The organism is Plantactinospora sp. ZYX-F-223, assembly GCF_039649625.1.
Taxonomy (GTDB): domain Bacteria; phylum Actinomycetota; class Actinomycetes; order Mycobacteriales; family Micromonosporaceae; genus Plantactinospora.
Genome location: NZ_JBDJAV010000015.1, coordinates 149,734 through 168,105, shown reverse-complemented (window position 1 = coordinate 168,105; position 18,372 = coordinate 149,734). Strand labels below are relative to the sequence as shown.

The 18,372-nt window shown below is 71.7% G+C and carries 18 protein-coding genes; 8 read left to right on the top strand and 10 right to left on the bottom strand.

The features are described 5' to 3' along the window. Positions 1-19 precede the first annotated feature (19 nt). Positions 20-388 (bottom strand): hypothetical protein, encoded by a 369-nt coding sequence (locus tag AAH979_RS17430; protein WP_346259177.1) that lies wholly within the window; start codon positions 386-388, stop codon positions 20-22. Beyond that, positions 283-921, bottom strand: a complete 639-nt coding sequence (locus AAH979_RS17425; protein WP_346259176.1) for an HNH endonuclease family protein — start codon at positions 919-921, stop codon at positions 283-285. Before AAH979_RS17425 ends, AAH979_RS17430 begins: the two co-directional genes overlap by 106 nt. A 133-nt stretch (positions 922-1,054) precedes the next feature. Here AAH979_RS17425 and AAH979_RS17420 point away from each other — a divergent pair, with 133 nt between their 5' ends. Beyond that, entirely contained in the window at positions 1,055-2,542 is a 1,488-nt protein-coding gene (locus AAH979_RS17420; RefSeq protein ID WP_346259175.1) for a DHA2 family efflux MFS transporter permease subunit, read from the top strand. A 160-nt stretch (positions 2,543-2,702) separates the two neighbouring features. Here AAH979_RS17420 and leuA read toward each other — a convergent pair whose 3' ends face one another. From leuA to AAH979_RS17405, 3 genes are all read right to left on the bottom strand, one after another. Then, the gene (gene leuA / locus AAH979_RS17415) at positions 2,703-4,457 is read right to left on the bottom strand and encodes a 2-isopropylmalate synthase (protein ID WP_346259143.1); all 1,755 of its coding nucleotides are present in this window, start codon (positions 4,455-4,457) and stop codon (positions 2,703-2,705) included. A gap of 310 nt (positions 4,458-4,767) precedes the next feature. Next, positions 4,768-5,313 (bottom strand): nitroreductase family protein, encoded by a 546-nt coding sequence (locus AAH979_RS17410; protein WP_346259174.1) that lies wholly within the window; start codon positions 5,311-5,313, stop codon positions 4,768-4,770. 85 nt (positions 5,314-5,398) lie between these two features. Continuing rightward, positions 5,399-6,214, bottom strand: coding sequence for a hypothetical protein (locus tag AAH979_RS17405; protein WP_346259142.1), 816 nt, complete (start codon positions 6,212-6,214; stop codon positions 5,399-5,401). A 215-nt stretch (positions 6,215-6,429) separates the two neighbouring features. Here AAH979_RS17405 and AAH979_RS17400 point away from each other — a divergent pair, with 215 nt between their 5' ends. Next, positions 6,430-7,695, top strand: coding sequence for an aspartate kinase (locus tag AAH979_RS17400; protein ID WP_318396887.1), 1,266 nt, complete (start codon positions 6,430-6,432; stop codon positions 7,693-7,695). Positions 7,696-7,701: 6 nt separating this feature from the next. Next, entirely contained in the window at positions 7,702-8,766 is a 1,065-nt protein-coding gene (locus AAH979_RS17395; RefSeq protein ID WP_346259141.1) for an aspartate-semialdehyde dehydrogenase, read from the top strand. A 124-nt stretch (positions 8,767-8,890) separates the two neighbouring features. Here AAH979_RS17395 and AAH979_RS17390 read toward each other — a convergent pair whose 3' ends face one another. From AAH979_RS17390 to AAH979_RS17380, 3 genes are all read right to left on the bottom strand, one after another. Continuing rightward, complete coding sequence (locus AAH979_RS17390; protein ID WP_346259140.1) at positions 8,891-10,321, bottom strand: diguanylate cyclase; 1,431 nt, start codon at positions 10,319-10,321, stop codon at positions 8,891-8,893. 106 nt (positions 10,322-10,427) lie between these two features. Beyond that, positions 10,428-11,051, bottom strand: a complete 624-nt coding sequence (locus AAH979_RS17385; RefSeq protein WP_346259139.1) for a DJ-1/PfpI family protein — start codon at positions 11,049-11,051, stop codon at positions 10,428-10,430. A gap of 194 nt (positions 11,052-11,245) precedes the next feature. Further along, on the bottom strand, positions 11,246-12,214 hold the full coding sequence (locus AAH979_RS17380) for a DJ-1/PfpI family protein (protein ID WP_346259138.1): 969 nt from the start codon (positions 12,212-12,214) through the stop codon (positions 11,246-11,248). A gap of 215 nt (positions 12,215-12,429) precedes the next feature. Between AAH979_RS17380 and AAH979_RS17375 the strand changes: the two genes are divergently transcribed. The 3 genes from AAH979_RS17375 (at position 12,430) to AAH979_RS17365 (ending at position 14,255) form a co-directional block, all read left to right on the top strand. Then, entirely contained in the window at positions 12,430-12,879 is a 450-nt protein-coding gene (locus AAH979_RS17375) for a hypothetical protein (RefSeq protein WP_346259137.1), read from the top strand. A gap of 101 nt (positions 12,880-12,980) precedes the next feature. After that, on the top strand, positions 12,981-13,463 hold the full coding sequence (locus AAH979_RS17370; RefSeq protein WP_346259136.1) for a GNAT family N-acetyltransferase: 483 nt from the start codon (positions 12,981-12,983) through the stop codon (positions 13,461-13,463). A gap of 186 nt (positions 13,464-13,649) precedes the next feature. Then, positions 13,650-14,255, top strand: coding sequence for a hypothetical protein (locus AAH979_RS17365; protein WP_346259135.1), 606 nt, complete (start codon positions 13,650-13,652; stop codon positions 14,253-14,255). A gap of 108 nt (positions 14,256-14,363) precedes the next feature. Here the strand turns inward: AAH979_RS17365 and AAH979_RS17360 are convergent, their stop codons facing one another. Beyond that, positions 14,364-14,549, bottom strand: a complete 186-nt coding sequence (locus tag AAH979_RS17360; protein WP_346259134.1) for a hypothetical protein — start codon at positions 14,547-14,549, stop codon at positions 14,364-14,366. A 171-nt stretch (positions 14,550-14,720) separates the two neighbouring features. Here AAH979_RS17360 and AAH979_RS17355 point away from each other — a divergent pair, with 171 nt between their 5' ends. Together AAH979_RS17355 and AAH979_RS17350 are read left to right on the top strand one after the other, a co-directional pair. Then, on the top strand, positions 14,721-15,869 hold the full coding sequence (locus tag AAH979_RS17355) for a helix-turn-helix transcriptional regulator (protein WP_346259133.1): 1,149 nt from the start codon (positions 14,721-14,723) through the stop codon (positions 15,867-15,869). Between the two features lie 287 nt (positions 15,870-16,156). Continuing rightward, entirely contained in the window at positions 16,157-17,590 is a 1,434-nt protein-coding gene (locus AAH979_RS17350; RefSeq protein WP_346259132.1) for a hypothetical protein, read from the top strand. 51 nt (positions 17,591-17,641) lie between these two features. On the opposite strand, the gene AAH979_RS17345 is transcribed toward AAH979_RS17350, so the two are convergent. Further along, the gene (locus AAH979_RS17345; RefSeq protein ID WP_346259131.1) at positions 17,642-18,301 is read right to left on the bottom strand and encodes a methyltransferase domain-containing protein; all 660 of its coding nucleotides are present in this window, start codon (positions 18,299-18,301) and stop codon (positions 17,642-17,644) included. Positions 18,302-18,372: the final 71 nt, after the last annotated feature.

The following is an 18,372-nucleotide window of genomic DNA, read 5'->3' as shown; positions in this document are numbered from 1 at the left end:
GCGGTGGATGCCGAGAAGCTCAGCCCTCGGGGCGGTTGAGCAGGCCGACCGCGACGGTGTGTACCGCGACCAGGTCGGCCGGGTCGGCCAGCGTCGCCCGCCCACCGGTGACGGCGTACCACTCGGCGGCGTCCTTGTACTGCACCCGCAGCACGGCGTCCTTCCCGTCCAGCTCGGTGCGGAGCGTCAGCTCCCCGGTGATCACCCCGACCTCGTCGGTCATCACCCCACCCGGGCCGGCGGTGATGTCGGTGCTCTGCGCGGCGGTTCCCGTCTCGCCCATCAGCAGCTCCCCAGCATGTCGTCGAGCGCGGCCTTCTCGCCGGAGGTCACCGAGAGCCGCCAGTAGTGCTTGACCGCGATCCAGTCCTCCGCGTACTGGCACCAGTCGTCCCGGTTCGACGGCTTCCACTGGGACGGGTCCTGGTCGCCCTTGGCCCGGTTGGAGCTCGCCGAGACCGCCACCAACTGTGGCCGGTCCAGGTCGTTGGCGAAGTCGCTCCGCTTGTCGTCGTCCCACTCGTCGGCACCCGAACGCCAGGCGTTGGCCAGCGGCACCATGTGGTCGATGTCCACGTCCGAGGGATCGGTGAGGGTCCGCTTGTCGTACCGGCTCGACCAGCGGCCCCCGACCACGTTGCAGCCGGAGAGCTTGATGCCGGTGCCGTCCCGCTGGAGCACGGTGTCCCGGACGTCACAGTTCTTGCCGGCGTTGCGCCAGTGCGGGAAACGTTCCCGGCTGTAGCCCCGCATCGAGCCCGCCCCGGCCACGGTGAGCTGGTCGAGCTGGGCCTGGGGGTCGGCCGAACCGGTGGGCTCCGGCGCCGGGCTCTCGACCGGGGCGCAGGCGGCGGCGCCGGCCGCGAGCAGGCCGGCGAGCACGGCCGCTGTTCCCGACCGCGCTAGTGATCTGGTACGGATGAACGGCACGTTTCCAGCTTGCGAGGTGTAGACCGGTGCACAGGCAACCGGTGCAGGTTCCGGCGTTTCGCGGCATCTTACGACACAGGCAGGGCAGATTGACACCGTGAGTGATTCGTCAGCACCGTTGCGGATGTCCAGTACGGCCGGCCGGGGCACCCTGCTCGCCGCCGTCGTCGCCTCCGGCATGGTCTTCCTGGACGCCACCGTGGTCAACGTGGCCCTGCCACACCTCGGCGCCGAGCTGCACGCCAGCACCGCCGGCCTACAGTGGACGCTCAACGGCTATCTGCTGACCCTGGCCGCCTTCGTACTGCTCGGCGGGGCGCTCGGCGACCGGGTCGGGCGGCGGAGAGTCTTCCTCGCCGGCGTGCTGGCCTTCACCGCCGCCTCCATCCTCTGCGGCGCGGCGCTGAGCATCGAGTGGCTGATCGTCGCCCGTTTCCTCCAGGGGCTCGGTGGTGCGCTGCTGACCCCCGGCTCGCTCGCCCTGCTCCAGGCCAGCTTCCACCCGGACGAGCGGGGCCGGGTGATCGGCGCCTGGTCCGGCCTGGCCGGCGTGTCGACGGCGCTCGGCCCATTCCTCGGCGGCTGGCTGATCGACGCGCTCTCCTGGCGGGCGATCTTCTTCCTCAACGTGCCGCTCGCGGTGATCGTGATCATCGCGGCGCTGCGCTGGACCCCGGAGAGCCGGGCCGACGGCGCGGCGGCAGCCCGGTTCGACGTGGCCGGCTCGCTGCTCGGCGCGCTCGGCCTGGCCGGCGTCACGTACGCGCTGATCGAGGCCCAGCAGCTCGGACCCGGCTCGGGGCCGGTGATCGGTGCCGCCGTCCTCGGGGTGGCCACCGCCGTCGCGTTCGTGCTGCTCGAACGGCGTCGGGGCGAGCGGGCGATGTTGCCGCCGACGCTCTTCGCCAGCCGGCTCTTCGGGGTGCTCAACGTCTACACCGTGCTGGTCTACGCCGCGCTGACCGGACTCACCTTCTTCTTCGCCGTCTATCTCCAGAATGTCGTCGGCTACTCCGCGCTGGAGACCGGCCTGGCCACCCTGCCGATGACCATCCTGCTGCTGGTCGGCTCGGCCCGCTCCGGCGCGCTCGCCTCCCGGATCGGGCCACGCCCACAGCTCACCGTCGGCCCGCTGGTCGCCGCCGCCGGGCTGTTCCTGCTGCACGGGGTGAACCGGGGCGACTCGTACTGGACCGCCATCCTGCCCGGGATCACCCTCTTCGGGCTCGGCATGACCCTGGTGGTGGCCCCGCTGACCGCCTCCGTACTGGCCGCCACCCCGGACCGGCTGGCCGGCGCGGCGAGCGGCTTCAACAACGCGGCGTCCCGGGTCGGCGGGCTGCTCGCCGTCTCGGCGCTGCCGCTGGTGGTCGGCCTCTCCGGCGGCGGGTACGCGCGCTCCGGCCAGCTCACCCCGGCGTACCGGCAGGCGGTGCTCTGGTCCGCCGGGCTGATGCTGCTGGGCGCGCTGCTCGCCGCCGTACTGGTGCACCGGCCGGAGCGGGAGCCGAAGAAGTCCCGCCCCTGCCCGTCCCTGCCGCCGCCCCCGACCCACCAGCACGAACCGGACCGGGATGCGGACCGGTCGGCGACGGGACAGCGCCGCTCGTAGCGGTGCCGACAGGCGTGCCCGGGAGGGATGGGACGGGCACGTCGGCGGCGGCGTGCCGGATCGGGCGGGTCGGCCGGGATGACCGGTCCGACCTGCCCGAGGCGGCCGTTGCGGGCAGGACAGAACTCAGCGCGGTGCGCGGTTGGGCAGACCGTCCGGCTCAGCGCAGGGCGCGGTTGACCGCGCTGGTCACCGCCTGGACCGAGGCCGTCACGATGTTGGCGTCGAGACCGACACCCCAGACCGTACGGCCGTCGACCTCGCACTCCACGTACGCGGCCGCCTGGGCGTCGCCGCCCGAGGACATCGCGTGCTCGTGGTAGTCGAGGACCCGTACCCGGACGTCGAGCGCCTGCAACGCGTTGACGTACGCGTCGATCGGGCCGTTACCGGTCGCCGAGAGTGCCCGGCGGCCGGCGCCGAACCGGGCGTCCACCTCGATCTCGACCTTGCCGTCGACGGTGCCGATGGTGTAGCTCTCCACCTGCACGACCGGCTCCCGCTGCCGATCGACGAGGTACTCCTCGGCGAAGAGCCGCCACATCCGCTCCGGCTCCACCTCGCCACCGTCGTCGTCGGTGACCCGCTGCACCACGCCGGAGAACTCGATCTGCAACCGCCGGGGCAGGTCCAGGTGGTGCTCCGTCTTCATGACGTACGCCACGCCGCCCTTGCCGGACTGCGAGTTGACCCGGATCACCGCCTCGTAGGTCCGGCCCAGGTCCTTCGGGTCGATCGGCAGGTAGGGCACCGCCCAGCCGAACTGGTCGATCGGCACCCCGGCCGCCTGCGCGTCGGCGGCCAGCGCGTCGAAGCCCTTGTTGATCGCGTCCTGGTGCGAGCCGGAGAAGGCGGTGTAGACCAGGTCACCCGCGTACGGGTGCCGCTCGTGCACCGGAAGCTGGTTGCAGTATTCGACCGCGCGCTTGACCTCGTCGATGTTGGAGAAGTCGATCTCCGGGTCGACGCCCTGGGAGAAGAGGTTCAGCCCCAGCGTGACCAGGTCGACGTTGCCGGTGCGCTCGCCGTTGCCGAACAGGCAGCCCTCGACCCGGTCGGCCCCGGCCAGCAGGCCCAGCTCGGCGGCGGCGACCCCGGTGCCCCGGTCGTTGTGCGGGTGCAGGGAGAGGATCACGCTGTCCCGCCGGGGCAGGTGCCGGTGCATCCACTCGATCGAGTCTGCGTAGACGTTCGGGGTGGCCATCTCGACGGTCGCCGGCAGGTTGATGATCAGCGGCCGGTCCGGGGTCGGGTCGATCACCTCGATCACCGCGGCGCAGACCTCCAGGGCGTAGTCCAGCTCCGTCCCGGTGTAGGACTCCGGCGAGTACTCGTAGAAGACGTCGGTGTCCGGGGCGTGGATCTCGTGGTATTTCTGGCAGAGCCGGGCGCCGGAGGTAGCGATGTCGGTGATCCCGGCCTTGTCCAGGCCGAAGACCACCCGGCGCTGGAGCGTCGAGGTCGAGTTGTAGAAGTGCACGATCGCCCGCTTCGCACCCCGGATCGCCTCGAAGGTGCGGTCGATCAGGTGCTCCCGGCACTGGGTCAGCACCTGGATCGTGACGTCCTCCGGGATCAGGTCCTGCTCGATCAACTGCCGGACGAAGTCGAAGTCGGTCTGGCTGGCCGACGGGAAGCCGACCTCGATCTCCTTGTAGCCCATCTGCACCAGGAGCTGGAACATCCGCCGCTTGCGCTCCGGCGACATCGGGTCGATCAGGGCCTGGTTGCCGTCGCGTAGGTCGACCGCGCACCACCGGGGCGCCGCCTCGATGCGCCGGGTCGGCCACTGCCGGTCGGGCAGGTCGATCGCGAACTGCTGGTGGTAGGGCTGGTAACGCTGGAACGGCATGCGGCTGGGCCGCTGCCGGGCTATCGGATCACCGTCGGTGGTGGTGCCGGCAGGTTGTGCCATGGCAGAAAGCTCCCGTGGTCATGTGGCGTGAGCGCCGAGTGTCAGATCGAGGTGTCAGATCTTCGTGCCGGATCCGGGTGTCGGATCCCCGAGAGACTGGCCGCAACGAGGTTCGGCCGGATGCAGGACGGCGCGCTTCAACCCCGCGACGAGGTGCCGGCCTGGGAAGCCTCGTCGCGGCGGCGAAGGAGCAGGGCCTGCCACATGACAAAGTCACCTTAAGTGCTCGACGAGCGATCGGGTAAGCGTAGTCCGCAATCTGAGAACCGCCCAGGTGGCGAGGGGTGCGCCGGGTGGGCGTCGGCCGGGGTCAGCGCAGCATCAACTCGGCCAGCGGGCGGCGCTGGCGCAGGCCGATCTCCCGGGCCCGCAGGTCCTCGGGCAGCGAGTACGGGTCGCCGAGCCGGCCCACCGCGACCACCACGTGCGGGCGTACCTCGGCGGAGAGTTCCAGGTCGGCGCGGAGCCCGGCGGCGTCGAATCCGGAGATCTGCCGTACGTAGAGGCGCAGCGCGGTGGCCTGGACCGTGAGATGCGCCACCGCTTGGCCGAGGTCGTAGGCGGCGTGCGGCAGCGGCCCGCCGGTCGGGCCGGTGGTGGTGTGCGCGCCGAGCAGCAGCACCGAGGCCCGCCCGGCCCACCGCTGGTTGCCGGTGGAGAGGTTGGTCAGGATCCGCTTGAACGCCTCGTCGTCCCGGCGGCCCACCAGGAAGCGCCAGGGCTGGGTGTTGTCGGCGGAGGGTGCCCAGCGGGCCGCCTCCAGCAGGGACGCCACCTCGGCGTCGGTGAGGTCGGCGACCGGGTCGAAGGCGTGCGGGCTCCACCGGGTCGCCAGTATCGGGGAGAGCTGGGCCATGGTGCCGAGTGTGCCGTATCGGGCACTCTGTCCCGGCACCGGGGTCACCTGACGTGACCGGGTGCACCCATAACGTGAATAGAGATCAACCACCGGTACCGGACGAGCCGTCGTCGCTGGACGAGCCGTCGTGCTCGGGCGTGCTGTTGTCGTCGGTCGGATCGCCGGGTGGCGGTCCGGCGATCCGCAGCGGCTCCCGGTCGACCAGTGGGCCGGGCAACGCGACGGTGGCCGGGGCGGCGGTCGGCGTACCGGCCAGGGTCAGGGTGCCGGCGGGCAACCGGGCCGCCGTCAGGGTGCCGTCTGGGGCGTAGCAGTAGATGCCCGGATCCAGCGGCGGGCTGACCGACGCCGAGGTCGACTCGACCGCGAAACAGCTGCCCTGGGCGCCCGGCAGGGTGGCGGCGGAGACCGCGAGCGGGGCCTGCCGGTCGGTGAGCACCTCCGGCCAGTCGGTGAACGGGTGCCGCATCCGGGGGTCGATGCCGGGATCGAGCGGCTGCCCGGGCCCGGCCACCCGTACGCAGCCCGCCTCCGGCTGCCCGACCGAGGGGAGCGCGCACTGGAACAGTCCGGCGCCGTTCTGGGTCAGCGAGACGTCGGCGCTGCCGCCGAGCGCGCCACCCGGGATGTCCACCCGCCAGGAGCGGTCCGCCGCCCGGACCACCGAGATCGACCGGTCCGGCTGACCGGGTGCGGTGAACGTGTAGACGGCCGTCAGTTGGCGGTCCTGAGCGGCGGCGGCGAGCGCCGCGAGCTGGTCCCGGGCCTCGGTCGGCTGGCTCGCCGCCGGGGCGGGGGTGGTCGCGGCCGGCGCCGGTGCCTGGCTGCCGCAGCCGGCCAGCAGCGCCGTCCCGGTCACCAGGAGTGCGCCGAGCAGGGGGGCTACGCCGGGATGCACCTCGCCATTCTCGGGGTATACCCCCGGAACGGGTGGTCAGTCCAGCTACCCTCGCGTGTCGCCGGCCGGTCGGATGGTGGGAACGCCTGGTCGGGGCGGCGGCGCCGGCCGGTACCCTGAGTTGGTCTCACACGGCGCCGCCGGCCTCGACCCGGCGGCGTCGGCACGCTCAGGGCCGTGCACCTCGCCCGGCCCAGGGGAAGGAGTGCACCGTCGTGGCACTGGTCGTGCAGAAGTACGGCGGATCGTCCGTCGCCGACGCCGAGCGGATCAAGCGGGTGGCCGAGCGGATCGTCGCGGCCCGCAAGGCCGGCGACGACGTGGTGGTCGTGGTCAGCGCGATGGGCGACACCACCGACGAGCTGCTCGACCTCGCCAACCAGGTCAGCCCGCTGCCACCCGGCCGGGAGCTGGACATGCTGCTCACCGCCGGCGAGCGCATCTCGATGGCGCTGGTGGCGATGGCGATCCACAACCTCGGCTACGAGGCGCGCTCCTACACCGGGTCCCAGGCGGGTGTGCTGACCACCTCGGTGCACGGCCGGGCCCGGATCATCGACGTGACGCCCGGCCGGCTGCGGGCGGCGCTCAACGAGGGCGCGGTGGCGATCGTCGCCGGCTTCCAGGGCGTCTCCCAGGACACCAAGGACATCACCACGCTGGGCCGGGGCGGGTCGGACACCACCGCGGTGGCCCTGGCGGCGGCGCTCGGCGCGGACGTCTGCGAGATCTACACGGACGTCGACGGGGTCTTCACCGCCGACCCGCGGATCGTGCCCAACGCCCGGCACATCAGGACCATCACCTACGAGGAGATGCTCGAACTGGCCGCGTGCGGTGCGAAGGTGCTGCACCTACGGAGCGTGGAGTACGCCCGGAGGGCCGGGTTGCCGATCCGGGTACGTTCGTCATACTCGACCAACACCGGCACGATGGTGACCGGATCGACGGAGGACCTACCCGTGGAGCAAGCACTTATCACCGGGGTCGCCCACGACCGGAGCGAGGCGAAGATCACCGCGGTCGGCGTACCGGACGAGCCGGGCGCGGCGGCCCGGATCTTCGAGACCGTCGCGGCGGCCGAGATCAACCTCGACATGATCGTGCAGAACGTCTCGACCGAGGGCACCGGCCGGACCGACATCTCCTTCACCCTGCCCAAGACCGACGGTCCGACCGCGATGGCGGCGCTGAGCAAGGTGCAGGAACAGGTCAAGTTCAAGGGCCTGCTCTACGACGACCACGTCGGCAAGGTGTCGCTGATCGGCGCCGGCATGCGCTCGCACCCGGGTGTGGCCGCCAGCTTCTTCGCCGCGCTCGGCGAGGCCGGGGTGAACATCGAAATGATCTCCACGTCCGAGATCCGGGTCTCGGTGGTCTGCCGGGACACCGACCTCGACGTCGCGGTCCGGGCCGTGCACGAGGCCTTCGACCTGGGTGGCAGCGAGGAAGCGGTGGTCTACGCCGGGACCGGGAGGTAGTCCGCGATGGCGACGCTCCCCACACTCGCGGTGGTCGGGGCGACCGGCGCGGTCGGCACGGTCATGTGCGACCTGCTCTCTTCCCGCAAGAACGTCTGGGGTGAGATCCGGCTGATCGCCTCCGCGCGCTCGGCCGGGCAGACGCGGATGTGCCGGGGCGAGGAGCTGACCGTACAGGCGCTGACCGCCGAGGCGTTCGACGGCGTGGACGTGGCGATGTTCGACGTACCGGACGAAATCTCCGCGCAGTGGGCGCCGGTCGCGGTCTCCCGGGGTGCGGTGGCGGTGGACAACTCCGCCGCGTTCCGGGGCGACAGGGACGTGCCGCTGGTGGTGCCGGAGATCAACCCGGAGCAGGTACGCAACCGCCCCAAGGGCATCATCGCGAACGCCAACTGCACCACCCTGACGATGATCATCGCGGTCGCGCCGCTGCACCGCGAGTACGGGCTGCGTGAGCTGGTGCTCTCGTCCTACCAGGCGGTCTCCGGGACGGGGCAGGTCGGGGTGGACACTCTGCACGACCAGCTCTCCAAGATCGCCGGTGATCGGGGGCTCGGCTCGCGGCCGGGCAACGTGCGCCAGGCGGTCGGCGACGACCTGGGCCCGTTCCCGGCCCCGATGGCGCTCAACGTGGTGCCGTGGGCCGGGTCGCTGCGGGACGGCGGCTGGTCGTCCGAGGAGCTGAAACTGCGCAACGAGTCGCGCAAGATCCTCGGCCTGCCCGACCTGAAGGTCTCCGCCACCTGCGTACGGGTGCCGGTGGTGACCGGGCACTCGGTGGCCGTACACGCGGTCTTCGGGACGGAGGTGGATGCGGAGGGTGCCCGGGAGGCGCTGCGCAACGCCCCCGGAGTGATCCTGGTCGACGACCCGGCGGCGGGCGAGTTCCCGATGCCGATCGACGCGGTCGGCACCGACCCGTCCTGGGTGGGCCGGATCCGCCGCTCGATCGACGACCCCCGCGCGCTCGACCTCTTCGTGACGGGCGACAACCTGCGTAAGGGCGCCGCCCTCAACACCGCCCAGATCGCCGAGCTGCTCGCCGCCGAGTTCTCCGCCGCCCGCTGAGGGGCATGATCGCGCTGCTTCCCGGAAGGAGTGCCTTCGCGGCCCGACGTGGAGGCCACTGTTTCCCTGAAGCAGCGCGATCCTGGGTTCCCTGACGTTGCGCGATCTTCTCGGGAGGAGCGGGTCAGGCGGCCGCCAGGCGGACGCCGTCGCGGCCCTCCCGCTTGACGCCGTAGAGGGCCTCGTCGGCGCGGCGCAGGGTCAGGTCGGGTGACTCGCCGTCCTGCTGCACGGCCACGCCGATGCTGACCGTCCGGCCGGTACGCCGGGCCGCCTCCACCAGTCGCTGGGCGATCCCGACCGCCTCCTCCGGGCGGAGCACCTCCACCACGGCCACGAACTCGTCGCCGCCGATCCGGTACAGCTCGTCGCCGTGCCGCAGCGCGCCCTGGAGGGCCCGGGCGAGATCGACCAGCACCTTGTCGCCGGCCTGGTGGCCGTAGGTGTCGTTGACGGTCTTGAAGTCGTCGACGTCGACCGCGAGCAGCGCCGTCCGGCCCGGGTGCGACTCGGCGATCCGCTCGCCGAACGACCCCTGGTGACGCAGCCCGGTCAGCGGGTCGGAACTGGCCCGCTCCCGTAACCGGGCCAGCCCGCGCAGCCGTTCGAGGCAGATCCACGACTGGGCGGCGAGCAGCTCGATCAGGTTGACGGTGGTCGGATCGGGGCGCAGCGTACGGGTGTCGCCGACCAGCAGCACCCCGCAGAACTCGGTCGGGCCGAGCGGCACCGAGATCAGGGTGCGTACCCCGGCGGCGATCAGTACGTCCTGGTCCGGCGTGGTCGGGTGGTGCCCCTCGCCGAGGGTGTAGGAGGCGCCGTAGGCGTGCGCGTGCGCCCGGAGCCGTTCCACGACCGGTCGGCCGGCGCCGGCCAGCGCGGCGTGCACCCGCGATTCGAGAGCGTCGGGTACCAGGCTCGGCGTCGCCACCCGTGGTCCGGCCGGCCCATCCAGCACGAAGACCGCCGAGGTGAGCCCGGAGACGTCCCGGGCCGCGGAGACGGCGGCGGTCATCAGGTCGGCCTCGGTGGCGGCGGAGGTCAGCGCGGAGGCGTGCCGGAGCAGCTTCTCGCTCCGGGTCTCGGCCGGAGGGCCGCCGAGCTGCCCGATCCTGGTGCCGAGCAGCGCGGCGACCCGCTCGACGGTGTGCCGCCAGGCGTCCAGGTCGACGTCGGCGGTCGGCCACTCCAGGTCCAGTACCCCGATCGGCTGCCCCGTCCGGTCGAGGATCGGGGCGCAGATCTCGGCCCGTACGTCGGGGCGCAGCGGTACGTAGTCGGGCTCGTTCGTCACCTCCGGCACGGTTTCGGTCTTGCCGGAGGCGTACACCCGGCCGACCGTCCCGGCCCCGGCCGGTACCGAGGCGAAGACCTGCCATGATCCGGTCGCGGCGACACAGCGGAGCCGGTCGCGGACCCAGAGCAGCACGGCGACCCGTCCCGGGGTGTGTTTGCCCAGCGTGGCCACCGTCACCTGGCCAGCCTCGACGGCGGTGGACGCCGTGGGCAGCCGGGTGGTCACGTCACGGACTACACGGGAGTGGTCGAGGGACACCGTTTCCGATCCGGGGAGGAGGGGTTCCGAGGGGCCCGACCAAGATTACTCAGGGTGCTGAGAATCTGCTGGACGCGAGTGATCCCCGCCTCCCCGGACGCTCCGGCTAGTTGATCAACGCCAGGGCCGCCTCGCGGAGCGGGGCCGGGGCGTTCACCGGGGAGCCGGCGTCGAACGGCGGGTCCGGCTCGTACTCGATGGCGAGCTGGACGGCGTGCGCGGTCGGCACGTCGGTCGCCTCGGCCAGCAGGGTCAGGGCCATGTCGACGCCGGCCGAGACGCCGGCCGAGGTGACGATCCGGTCGTCCCGGACCACCCGCTCCCGGACCGGCTCGGCGTCGAAGGCCCGCAGCCCGTCGACCCAGCCCCAGTGGCTGGTCGCCCGCCGCCCGGCCAGCAACCCGGCCGCGCCGAGCAGGAACGAGCCGGCGCAGACCGAGGTGGTCCACCGGGTGTACTGGTGCGCGAGGGCGATCCAGCCGACCAGCGCCGCGTCGGCGAGCGCCGCGCGGGTGCCGGCCCCGCCCGGTACGACGATCACGTCCGGGCGGGACAGCTCGGCGAAGCTCGCGGTGGCGGTGATCGCCATCGTGCCCCGATCGTCGACGACCGGACCTGGTTCGGCGGCGACCATGGTCACCGTGACGCCGGGGGCGAAGGCCAGCACCGTGTACGGCCCCACGACGTCGAGGGCGGTGTACCGGGGATAGAGCGGAATGGCGACGTGCATGCTCGGTTCCTCCTTGTCGGAACGGGATGGATCGGCTGCTCGGAACCGTGTCGTCCGGCAGGTGTCGGGGCGCGATGGATCGGCTGCTCGGGACGGGGCGTCCGGCAGGTGTCGGGGCGCGCGGGATCGGCTCCGGTGCCGGCGGGTGCCGGCGGCTGCCGGAGGTGCTGGGGCAGTTTCGATGGGGCGGGCGGTCAGCTCTGTTTCGCGCGGAACCGGCGGCGGTAGTCGCCGGGTGCGACCCGCCAGTGCCGGCGGAAGACGCGGTACAGGGTTTCGGCGGCGCCGAGACCGGACTCCCGGGCCACCCGGTCCAGCGGATGGCCGGTGTGTTCCAGCAGCCGGCGGGCGGCGTCCGCCCGGCTGCGTTCGACGTACCGGCCGGGGGAGACGCCGGTCTGCTCGGTGAAGAGCCGTGAGAAGTGCCGCTCGCTCATCCCGGCCCGCCGGGCCAGCGCCGGCACGCTCAGGTCCTCGGCCGGGTTGGCGTCGATGAAGGTCTGGAGTTCGCGCAGCGGTTCACTGCGGGGCACAGGCGTCCGCATCGCCGTACTGAACTGGCTCTGTCCGCCCGGCCGGTGCAGGTAGACGACCAGGCCCCGGGCCACGTGCCGGGCGAGCTCGTGGCCGTGGTCCGTGGCCACCAGCGCGAGCGCGAGGTCGATGCCGGCGGTCACTCCGGCCGAGGTCCAGACGTGCCCGTCCCGGATGTAGATGCGGTCGGCGTCCACCTCGACCGCCGGATAGCGGTCGCCCAGATCCTGGGCGCTCAGCCAGTGTGTGGTGGCGCGACGGCCGTCGAGCAGCCCTGCCTCGCCGAGCAGGAGCGCGCCGTTGCAGACCGAGGCGACCCGGTCGGCGATGCCGGCAAGCCGGGAGATCCCGGCGACCAGTTGCCGGTCGGCGACGTGCGCCGGGGCGGCGAGCCCACCGACCACCAGCAGCGTGTCGATCGGCCCGGTGACCTGGTCCAGTGCCAGTGGTGCCAGCGTCGCGACCCCGTTGCCCGCCGTGACCGGGCCGGGATGCACCGCCGCGACCTCCAGCCGGTAGCCGCGGCTCTCGCCGAGGATCAGACTCGCCAGTGCGAACACGTCGGCCGGGCCGGTCAGGTCGAGGCCCTGGAAGCCCTCGAAGATCACCGCCACCACCCGTCGCTGCATGCATTCATGCTGCTCGCGGCGGGGATGTGGCGTCAATGACGCAGGTATTGCAGATTACGCCAACGGGCGGGCTCGGCGGGCGGTCGGTGCTTGGTTAGGATCGGCCACAGTCTTTCTGATCATGATGCTCCGAGATTTGTCATCGGGATGGACCGGAAGCGGAAGCCGGAAAGCCGGATACCGGAAAGCGGACGTCGGAGGACGGAGAGCCCGACATGGCGAGGTTGCCCGACGAGGTGGTGGCCGCGATCGGCCGGATCACGATCGCGGCCGGCGACCTGGAGCTGATCCTGGCCTGGATCGGCGCCGACCAGGCGGGCGGCAACGCGTTCGAGGTACTGGCCAGACCCGGCGAGCCGGTACGCGCCGCCCGGGGCTCGGTCGAGTTCGCCACCCCGGAGTACCGGCAGGCGTACCTGCCGGTGGTCGAGATCGCCGCGAAGCTGCTCGCCAAGCGGCACGCGGTCGTCTCCGCGATGTGGGTCAGCGAGGCGCCGGACGAGTCCGTGCAGCGCTGGGAGCTGCTCGACGACAAGACCTACGTACGCCAGCTCGTCGACCCCCGCGCCCTCGACGAGCTGTCCCGGCAACTCCTGGAGGCGCGGAACCGGCTGGTGGCGATCGTGACCGCCCAACTCAACAACGACCCGGTGCCCGCGCCCTGAGCCCGGCCACGATCGGTCGGCGGCCGGTGACCGGAATCGGGTTGACCCGCTGGCGATGATGACCTGGTGGACCTGCTCCACGTGTCGAGGAGGAGTCTCGGGTGGGTGACGTGCGGACCGTGGTAGTCGGACCCGACGACTGGGAGTCGTGGCGGGAAATCCGGCTGCGTTCCCTGCGGCAGGACCCGGACGCCTTCGGCTCGACGTACGAGCGCGAGGCGGCGTTCACCGAGCAGACCTGGCGGTCCCGGCTCGACGGCACGAGCGGGCCGTCCGTGCTCGCGTACGCCGGGGACGAGGTCGTCGGGATCGGCGCCGGCTGGCTCCACGAGCCGGGCCGGCTGATGGTGGTCGCGATGTGGACGGCGCCGGACCGGCGCGGACAGGGCATCGGACGGCAGGTCCTCGACCACGTGCTCGGCTGGGCCGGTGAGCGGGCGCTACGGGTCGACCTGTGGGTCGCCGACGGCAATCCCGATGCGCGGCGCCTCTACGAGCGCCACGGATTCCGCCCCGACGGCCGGACCGCACCGGTCCGGGAGGGCAGCCAGGCCACCATGACCCATCTGGTGCTGCCTGACTGAACCTTTTTCAACCTGGACCGCGCGGCGCTCACGCACCGCGTCCGACCTTGCGGTCCGCCGGACCGCAAGGGGAGGTTGAAAAAGGTTCACTGATCCGCTCCGGACCGCACCAGTAGGGGATATGCCGGGGGCGGCTCTGGGAGATGCCCGGATGGCGCCGGGCGGTCCGGTGGCGAGGATGCTGGTATGACCTCGGTCCACGCGCCCCGCAACCAGGTGGAATCGATGCCGTGGCTGCGGATCTCCGCCGTTGCCGCACCGGTCCTGCTGCTGCTCTACGGACTTCTCCGGCTGGTCGACGGCGTCGACGGTGAGCACGGTCCCGGGCTGGCCTGGGACATCGGGCACACGATGTTCTTCGTCGCCTTCCTGCTCTTCGGCGTCATGGTCGTCGGCCTGCGCCAGATGGTGCCGGCGACCACCAGGGGCCGGCTGGTCGCAGCCGGCACCGCGACGGTGGCAGGTCTGTTCGGCGTCGCCGCCTTCCTCTGGGTGATCCTCGGCGACCTGTCCGAGCCGATCAGGGAGCAGGCTCCGCTGCCCGACCCGCTCTACGCCGTGGGCCCGCTGCTGTTCCAGTTCGGCGTACTCACGCTGCTGGTGCAACTCGTCGTACTCCGGCCACGTCGGCTCCCGCCGTGGAGCCCGGTCCTGGTGTTCCTCGGCTTCGTACAGATCGCCGTCAACCTCGACCTGTTGCCGCTCGGCGCCCTTCTCATCCTCGCCGGCCTCGCCCCGCTGGCCCGGCAGTCCGGGCCGTCAGCGCAGCCTGCCGAGGAACCGCCGGTGTAACGAGCCGACGGGAAGCCCGGCGAGATCCCGGGCGGCGCGGACGAAGTGCGCGGCCAGGTAGAGGGCAAGCGGCACCGGGTCGCCCGGCAACCGCGGATCCCCGTTCGTTCACCGCTGTTCCTCCCCCGGCCAGTGGCCCCGGTTGATCGGGATCCGGTGGCGTACCCGGCAGGGCAGGTCGGCGCCGCAGCGGCAGATCCGCCGCCATCTCCGCCAGGACCAGACCGGGCGGTGCAGGCGGGCGAGCGTGGCCGCGACCGCGAAGACGTACGCGTCGTACGAGACCCGTCGCATCGACTAACCCCTCTCGACGCAGGGCGAGAATTTCGCTCACCCTGCGTGGTCGCCTACTTCACTCTGCGGCGATACCCTCGGGCGGTCGACGGGTTGCGCGTTGCCACCGCCGGGCGGCAACGGACACCGTGAGGAAGGCGGGCGGGACGGATGCTGTCTTTCGGACCACAGATGCGTACGCTTCGCGAAGCTCGTGGGCTGTCACTGGGTGCCCTCGCCCAGCGGTTGCCCCTGGACAAGGGCCACCTGTCCCGCATCGAGAACGGCCGCCGCAAGCCCACTGAGGATCTGGCCCGGCGGATCGACGAGGCCCTCCACGCCCGGGGTGAGTTGATCGCGTGCGCCCACCTCGATGTGACCGCAACGCTGGACGCTCGGCCGTGGGAGACCGCCGAACTCCTCCGCCGAATGCAGTCCGGCGATGGCGCCCCGGCCACTGTCGAGACCTTGCAGGCCACCGTCACCGAGCTGTGCTGCGAGTACGGCTGGCGCGACGCCCGCCAACTGCGGGCCGAGGGACAAGGCTGGCTACGGGAGGTGGCTCGGCTGCTGCACCAACCGGTCGGACTACGGCAGCATCGCGAACTGCTGGTCTGCGCCGGCTGGCTCGCCCTGCTGGTCGGTTGCGTCGAGTACGACCTCGGGATGCGGGCCGGCGCCGAGGCGACCCGGACTGCGGCGCGGCAACTCGCCGAGGAGGCCGGGCACGCGGAACTCGCCGGGTGGGCGTGGGAAATGGCTGCCTGGTTCGCCCTTACCCAGTCCCGCCATCCGGCGGTGATCGCCGCCGCCCGGGCCGGCCAGGAGGTAGCCGGATCGGGGCCGGTGGTGGTGCAACTCATCGCGCAGGAGGCGAAGGCTCTCGGTCGGCTCGGTGACGTGCGTGGCGTCCGTGCGGCACTGGACCGTGGCCGACGGCTGCTCGACGCGCTGCCCGCGCCGGACCGGCCCGACAACCACTTCGAGGTCGATCCCGGGAAATGGCTGTTCTACGCGATGGACGCCTACCGGTTCGCCGAGGAGGACGCCCTTGCCGAGCACTACGCCGAGGAGGTCATCCGGGAGGGCGTCGCACCCGACGGCACCGAGCGGTCTCCGATGCGTACCGCTGAAGCCCGGCTGACGGTGGCAGCCACGGCGGCCCGGTCCGGCGACCTGGAGCGGGCGGCGAGCAACGGGTTGGCCGCTTTTGCGGGTGACCGCCGCTCACTGCCGTCGTTGCTGCTGGTCGCCGGTGAGGTGGACGCCGAACTGCACCGTCGCTATCCGCACGAGCGGGCCACGGCCGAGTTCCGGGAAGCCCTGCGGGTGCTCCGATAGGCAGGACCAGGGGCAGGCCGTCGCTCCCGACCGTCCGCACACGACAGACAGCCGTGGGAAATCCAGCGGTGAGCGGCCGGAGCGCTCTGCCCATCCACCATGGAACGATGGTGCTGTGGGTCGGGACGGCGTGATGAGTGTTGATCTGGTGGTCGGGGAGGGGTCCCGAGCCGGTCGGGTTAGCCTGCGAAAACCACACCGCCCGGCGGCGGTCAGCGGTGACCCGGCCACGTCCCACCGGCGGGACGACCGACCGATCGAACTGGCGTGACGGAGGAGGGACCACGATGGACGTCGTGACGCAGGCCGACCTGGAACGCGAGCCGGCGGACCGATCCCATGACCCGCTGGCCGCCGCTCTCGGCAACGCCTCCCTGATCGGCGTCGGTTACCTGATGCTCGGGCGCATCAAGCTGGCCGTGGCCGCGACCCTGGTCAGCGCCGTACTCGTCGCCTCCCTCGTCTGGGGCGCGCGATCGGTCTGGGCCGAGGTCGTCGTACTCCTCTGGTGGGTGGCGCTCGTCGTGCACGCGTGGATCCTGGCGGGCGGGCGCCGTCAGGGTGGCGTACAGCGCGATCAACGACTGGTCGCGCTCGCCGTCACGGTTCCGGTGCTGCTGGCCGTGGGATTCCTGCGGTTCGACGCGGCGAGGATCGAGTGGACCGTCGCCGAAGCCCGGCAGAGCGGCGACTGTGCCCGGGCCCTGACCGCGCTGGACCGGGTGGCGTTCGGTCACCGGGTGGCCGACGCTCCGCTGACCGTCCGTGGCGAGCGGAGCGTCGAAGCCTGCCAGCGGCTGCGGACTGCCGAGGAGAAGCTCGCCACCGGGCTGACCGGGGACACCGACGGGCTGAAGACGGGCTTCGACGGTCTCGGCTCGGTCCTCGCGGACCTGCCGGGCCACCAGAAGATGGTCGACGCCGCCCTGGACAGGTTTCTCGGCAGGCTGCCGACCAAGGACCCGTGCCAGACCGTCGCGGTTACCGACTGGCTCCGCCAGCGGCAGCCGACCAACAACACGCTGGACCGGTCCGCCGAGGTCGTGGCGCGGACCGCGCCGACGGCGCTCGTCGGGTGCGCCGACGGCCTGATGGCCAGCAAGAACTGGGAGGCGGCCCGGACGCGTTATCAGCAGCTTCTCGACCAGTACCCCGGCCAGGAATTCAGCGCCCGGGCCGTCGAGGGAGTCAAGCAGGCCGGCCTGGCCATCGAGCTGGCGAACGTCCGCAGCCTGCTTGAGGGGCCGACCACCACCCGACCCGAGTACTGCACCAAGCCGGCACCGTACAGCGCCGCCACCCCGTACACCAAGGGGAGGACGAACCGCGCCCTGTTCTACGGCGACGACGAGTACACGAAGAGGCTCCCCGCCGCGTGGCGGACCTCCGAGGTCACCGCCGCCGTGCTGATCGTCTGCGTGGGGCAGAAGGAGTACGGAACCACCGTCCGGACCTGCCCCTACGAGAACAAGATCTCCCGGCTGTTCCCCACCAACGTGGCGTTCCGCAAGATCGCGATTCCGGTGCAGGCCTACGAACTCCGGACCGGGAAGCTCGTGGTGAACGGCAAACTGCAGATCAGCGGCGCAAGCTGCCCGAGGGTGCTCAAATACACCCGCTACACCGGCCTCATCGATATCGGCCCGCCGTCCGAGGTGTATGTCACCGCATCCGCCGCCAACGTCCGGGCGGCCTTCCAGTCGCTGATCACCCGCGGCTAACTGCCGCTGTCGGCCCAGGGTGGATCTGATCCACCCCGGGCCGACTGGGGACTATCCGGCGTCGACGGGTTTGCGGGCGAGCAGGTGGCCCTGCTGGGTCACCTCCCGCTCGGAGTCCGGCGCCCGGATGGTCTTCACCCGGACCTCGAACCCCGCCTTGTCGAGCAGCTTGGCGACCTCCTCGGGTTGTTGCCGGTAGAAGTCGAGCGAGAACGTCAGGTCGTCGACCCCGTCGTAGTGCCTGCGGTCGTCACCGATCTGGAAGGCGAGCATCAACTGCCCGCCCGGGGCCAGCGTCCGATGGAATTCCGCGAACACCTGGGAGCGGTACTCCCAGGGAACGTGAATGATCGAATAGTTGGCGAGGAGGCCGCCGAGGGACGCGTCGGGGATGTCCAGTGCCAGCATCGACCCCACCTCGAACCGCAGACCGGGGTAGGTCCGCCTGGCCACTGCGATCATCTCGGGAGACAGGTCGACACCGAAGGCGCTGAGACCGTGCTCGTGCAGGGCGTTCGTCAGTCGGCCGGGTCCGCAGCCGATATCCGCGACCACGGTGTTGCCGGTCGCCTGGACCCACTCGGCGAAGACGGCCAACAGCGCCCGCTCCAGCGGCAGGCGGCTCAGGTCGGTGGCGACGACGTCCAGGTGGTCGAAGGACAGCACGTCGTAGGACTCGCGGGTGGCGTGCAGAAACGGTGCCTCGGTCATGGACAGCGATGTTAGCGGCTTGATCAACTGCCTCCGGCCGAACCGGCCCCCACCGGCGGTCACTCACTTGG

Excerpts from the sequence above, each read along its gene's own strand:
- AAH979_RS17360 (WP_346259134.1), bottom strand. The coding sequence starts at position 14,549 with ATGCGACGGGTCTCGTACGACGCGTACGTCTTCGCGGTCGCGGCCACG.
- AAH979_RS17355 (WP_346259133.1), top strand. The coding sequence starts at position 14,721 with ATGCGTACGCTTCGCGAAGCTCGTGGGCTGTCACTGGGTGCCCTCGCC.
- leuA (WP_346259143.1), bottom strand. The coding sequence starts at position 4,457 with ATGGCACAACCTGCCGGCACCACCACCGACGGTGATCCGATAGCCCGG.
- AAH979_RS17365 (WP_346259135.1), top strand. The coding sequence starts at position 13,650 with ATGACCTCGGTCCACGCGCCCCGCAACCAGGTGGAATCGATGCCGTGG.
- AAH979_RS17380 (WP_346259138.1), bottom strand. The coding sequence starts at position 12,214 with ATGCAGCGACGGGTGGTGGCGGTGATCTTCGAGGGCTTCCAGGGCCTC.
- AAH979_RS17345 (WP_346259131.1), bottom strand. The coding sequence starts at position 18,301 with ATGACCGAGGCACCGTTTCTGCACGCCACCCGCGAGTCCTACGACGTG.
- AAH979_RS17420 (WP_346259175.1), top strand. The coding sequence starts at position 1,055 with ATGTCCAGTACGGCCGGCCGGGGCACCCTGCTCGCCGCCGTCGTCGCC.
- AAH979_RS17375 (WP_346259137.1), top strand. The coding sequence starts at position 12,430 with ATGGCGAGGTTGCCCGACGAGGTGGTGGCCGCGATCGGCCGGATCACG.
- AAH979_RS17410 (WP_346259174.1), bottom strand. The coding sequence starts at position 5,313 with ATGGCCCAGCTCTCCCCGATACTGGCGACCCGGTGGAGCCCGCACGCC.
- AAH979_RS17395 (WP_346259141.1), top strand. The coding sequence starts at position 7,702 with ATGGCGACGCTCCCCACACTCGCGGTGGTCGGGGCGACCGGCGCGGTC.
- AAH979_RS17350 (WP_346259132.1), top strand. The coding sequence starts at position 16,157 with ATGGACGTCGTGACGCAGGCCGACCTGGAACGCGAGCCGGCGGACCGA.
- AAH979_RS17385 (WP_346259139.1), bottom strand. The coding sequence starts at position 11,051 with ATGCACGTCGCCATTCCGCTCTATCCCCGGTACACCGCCCTCGACGTC.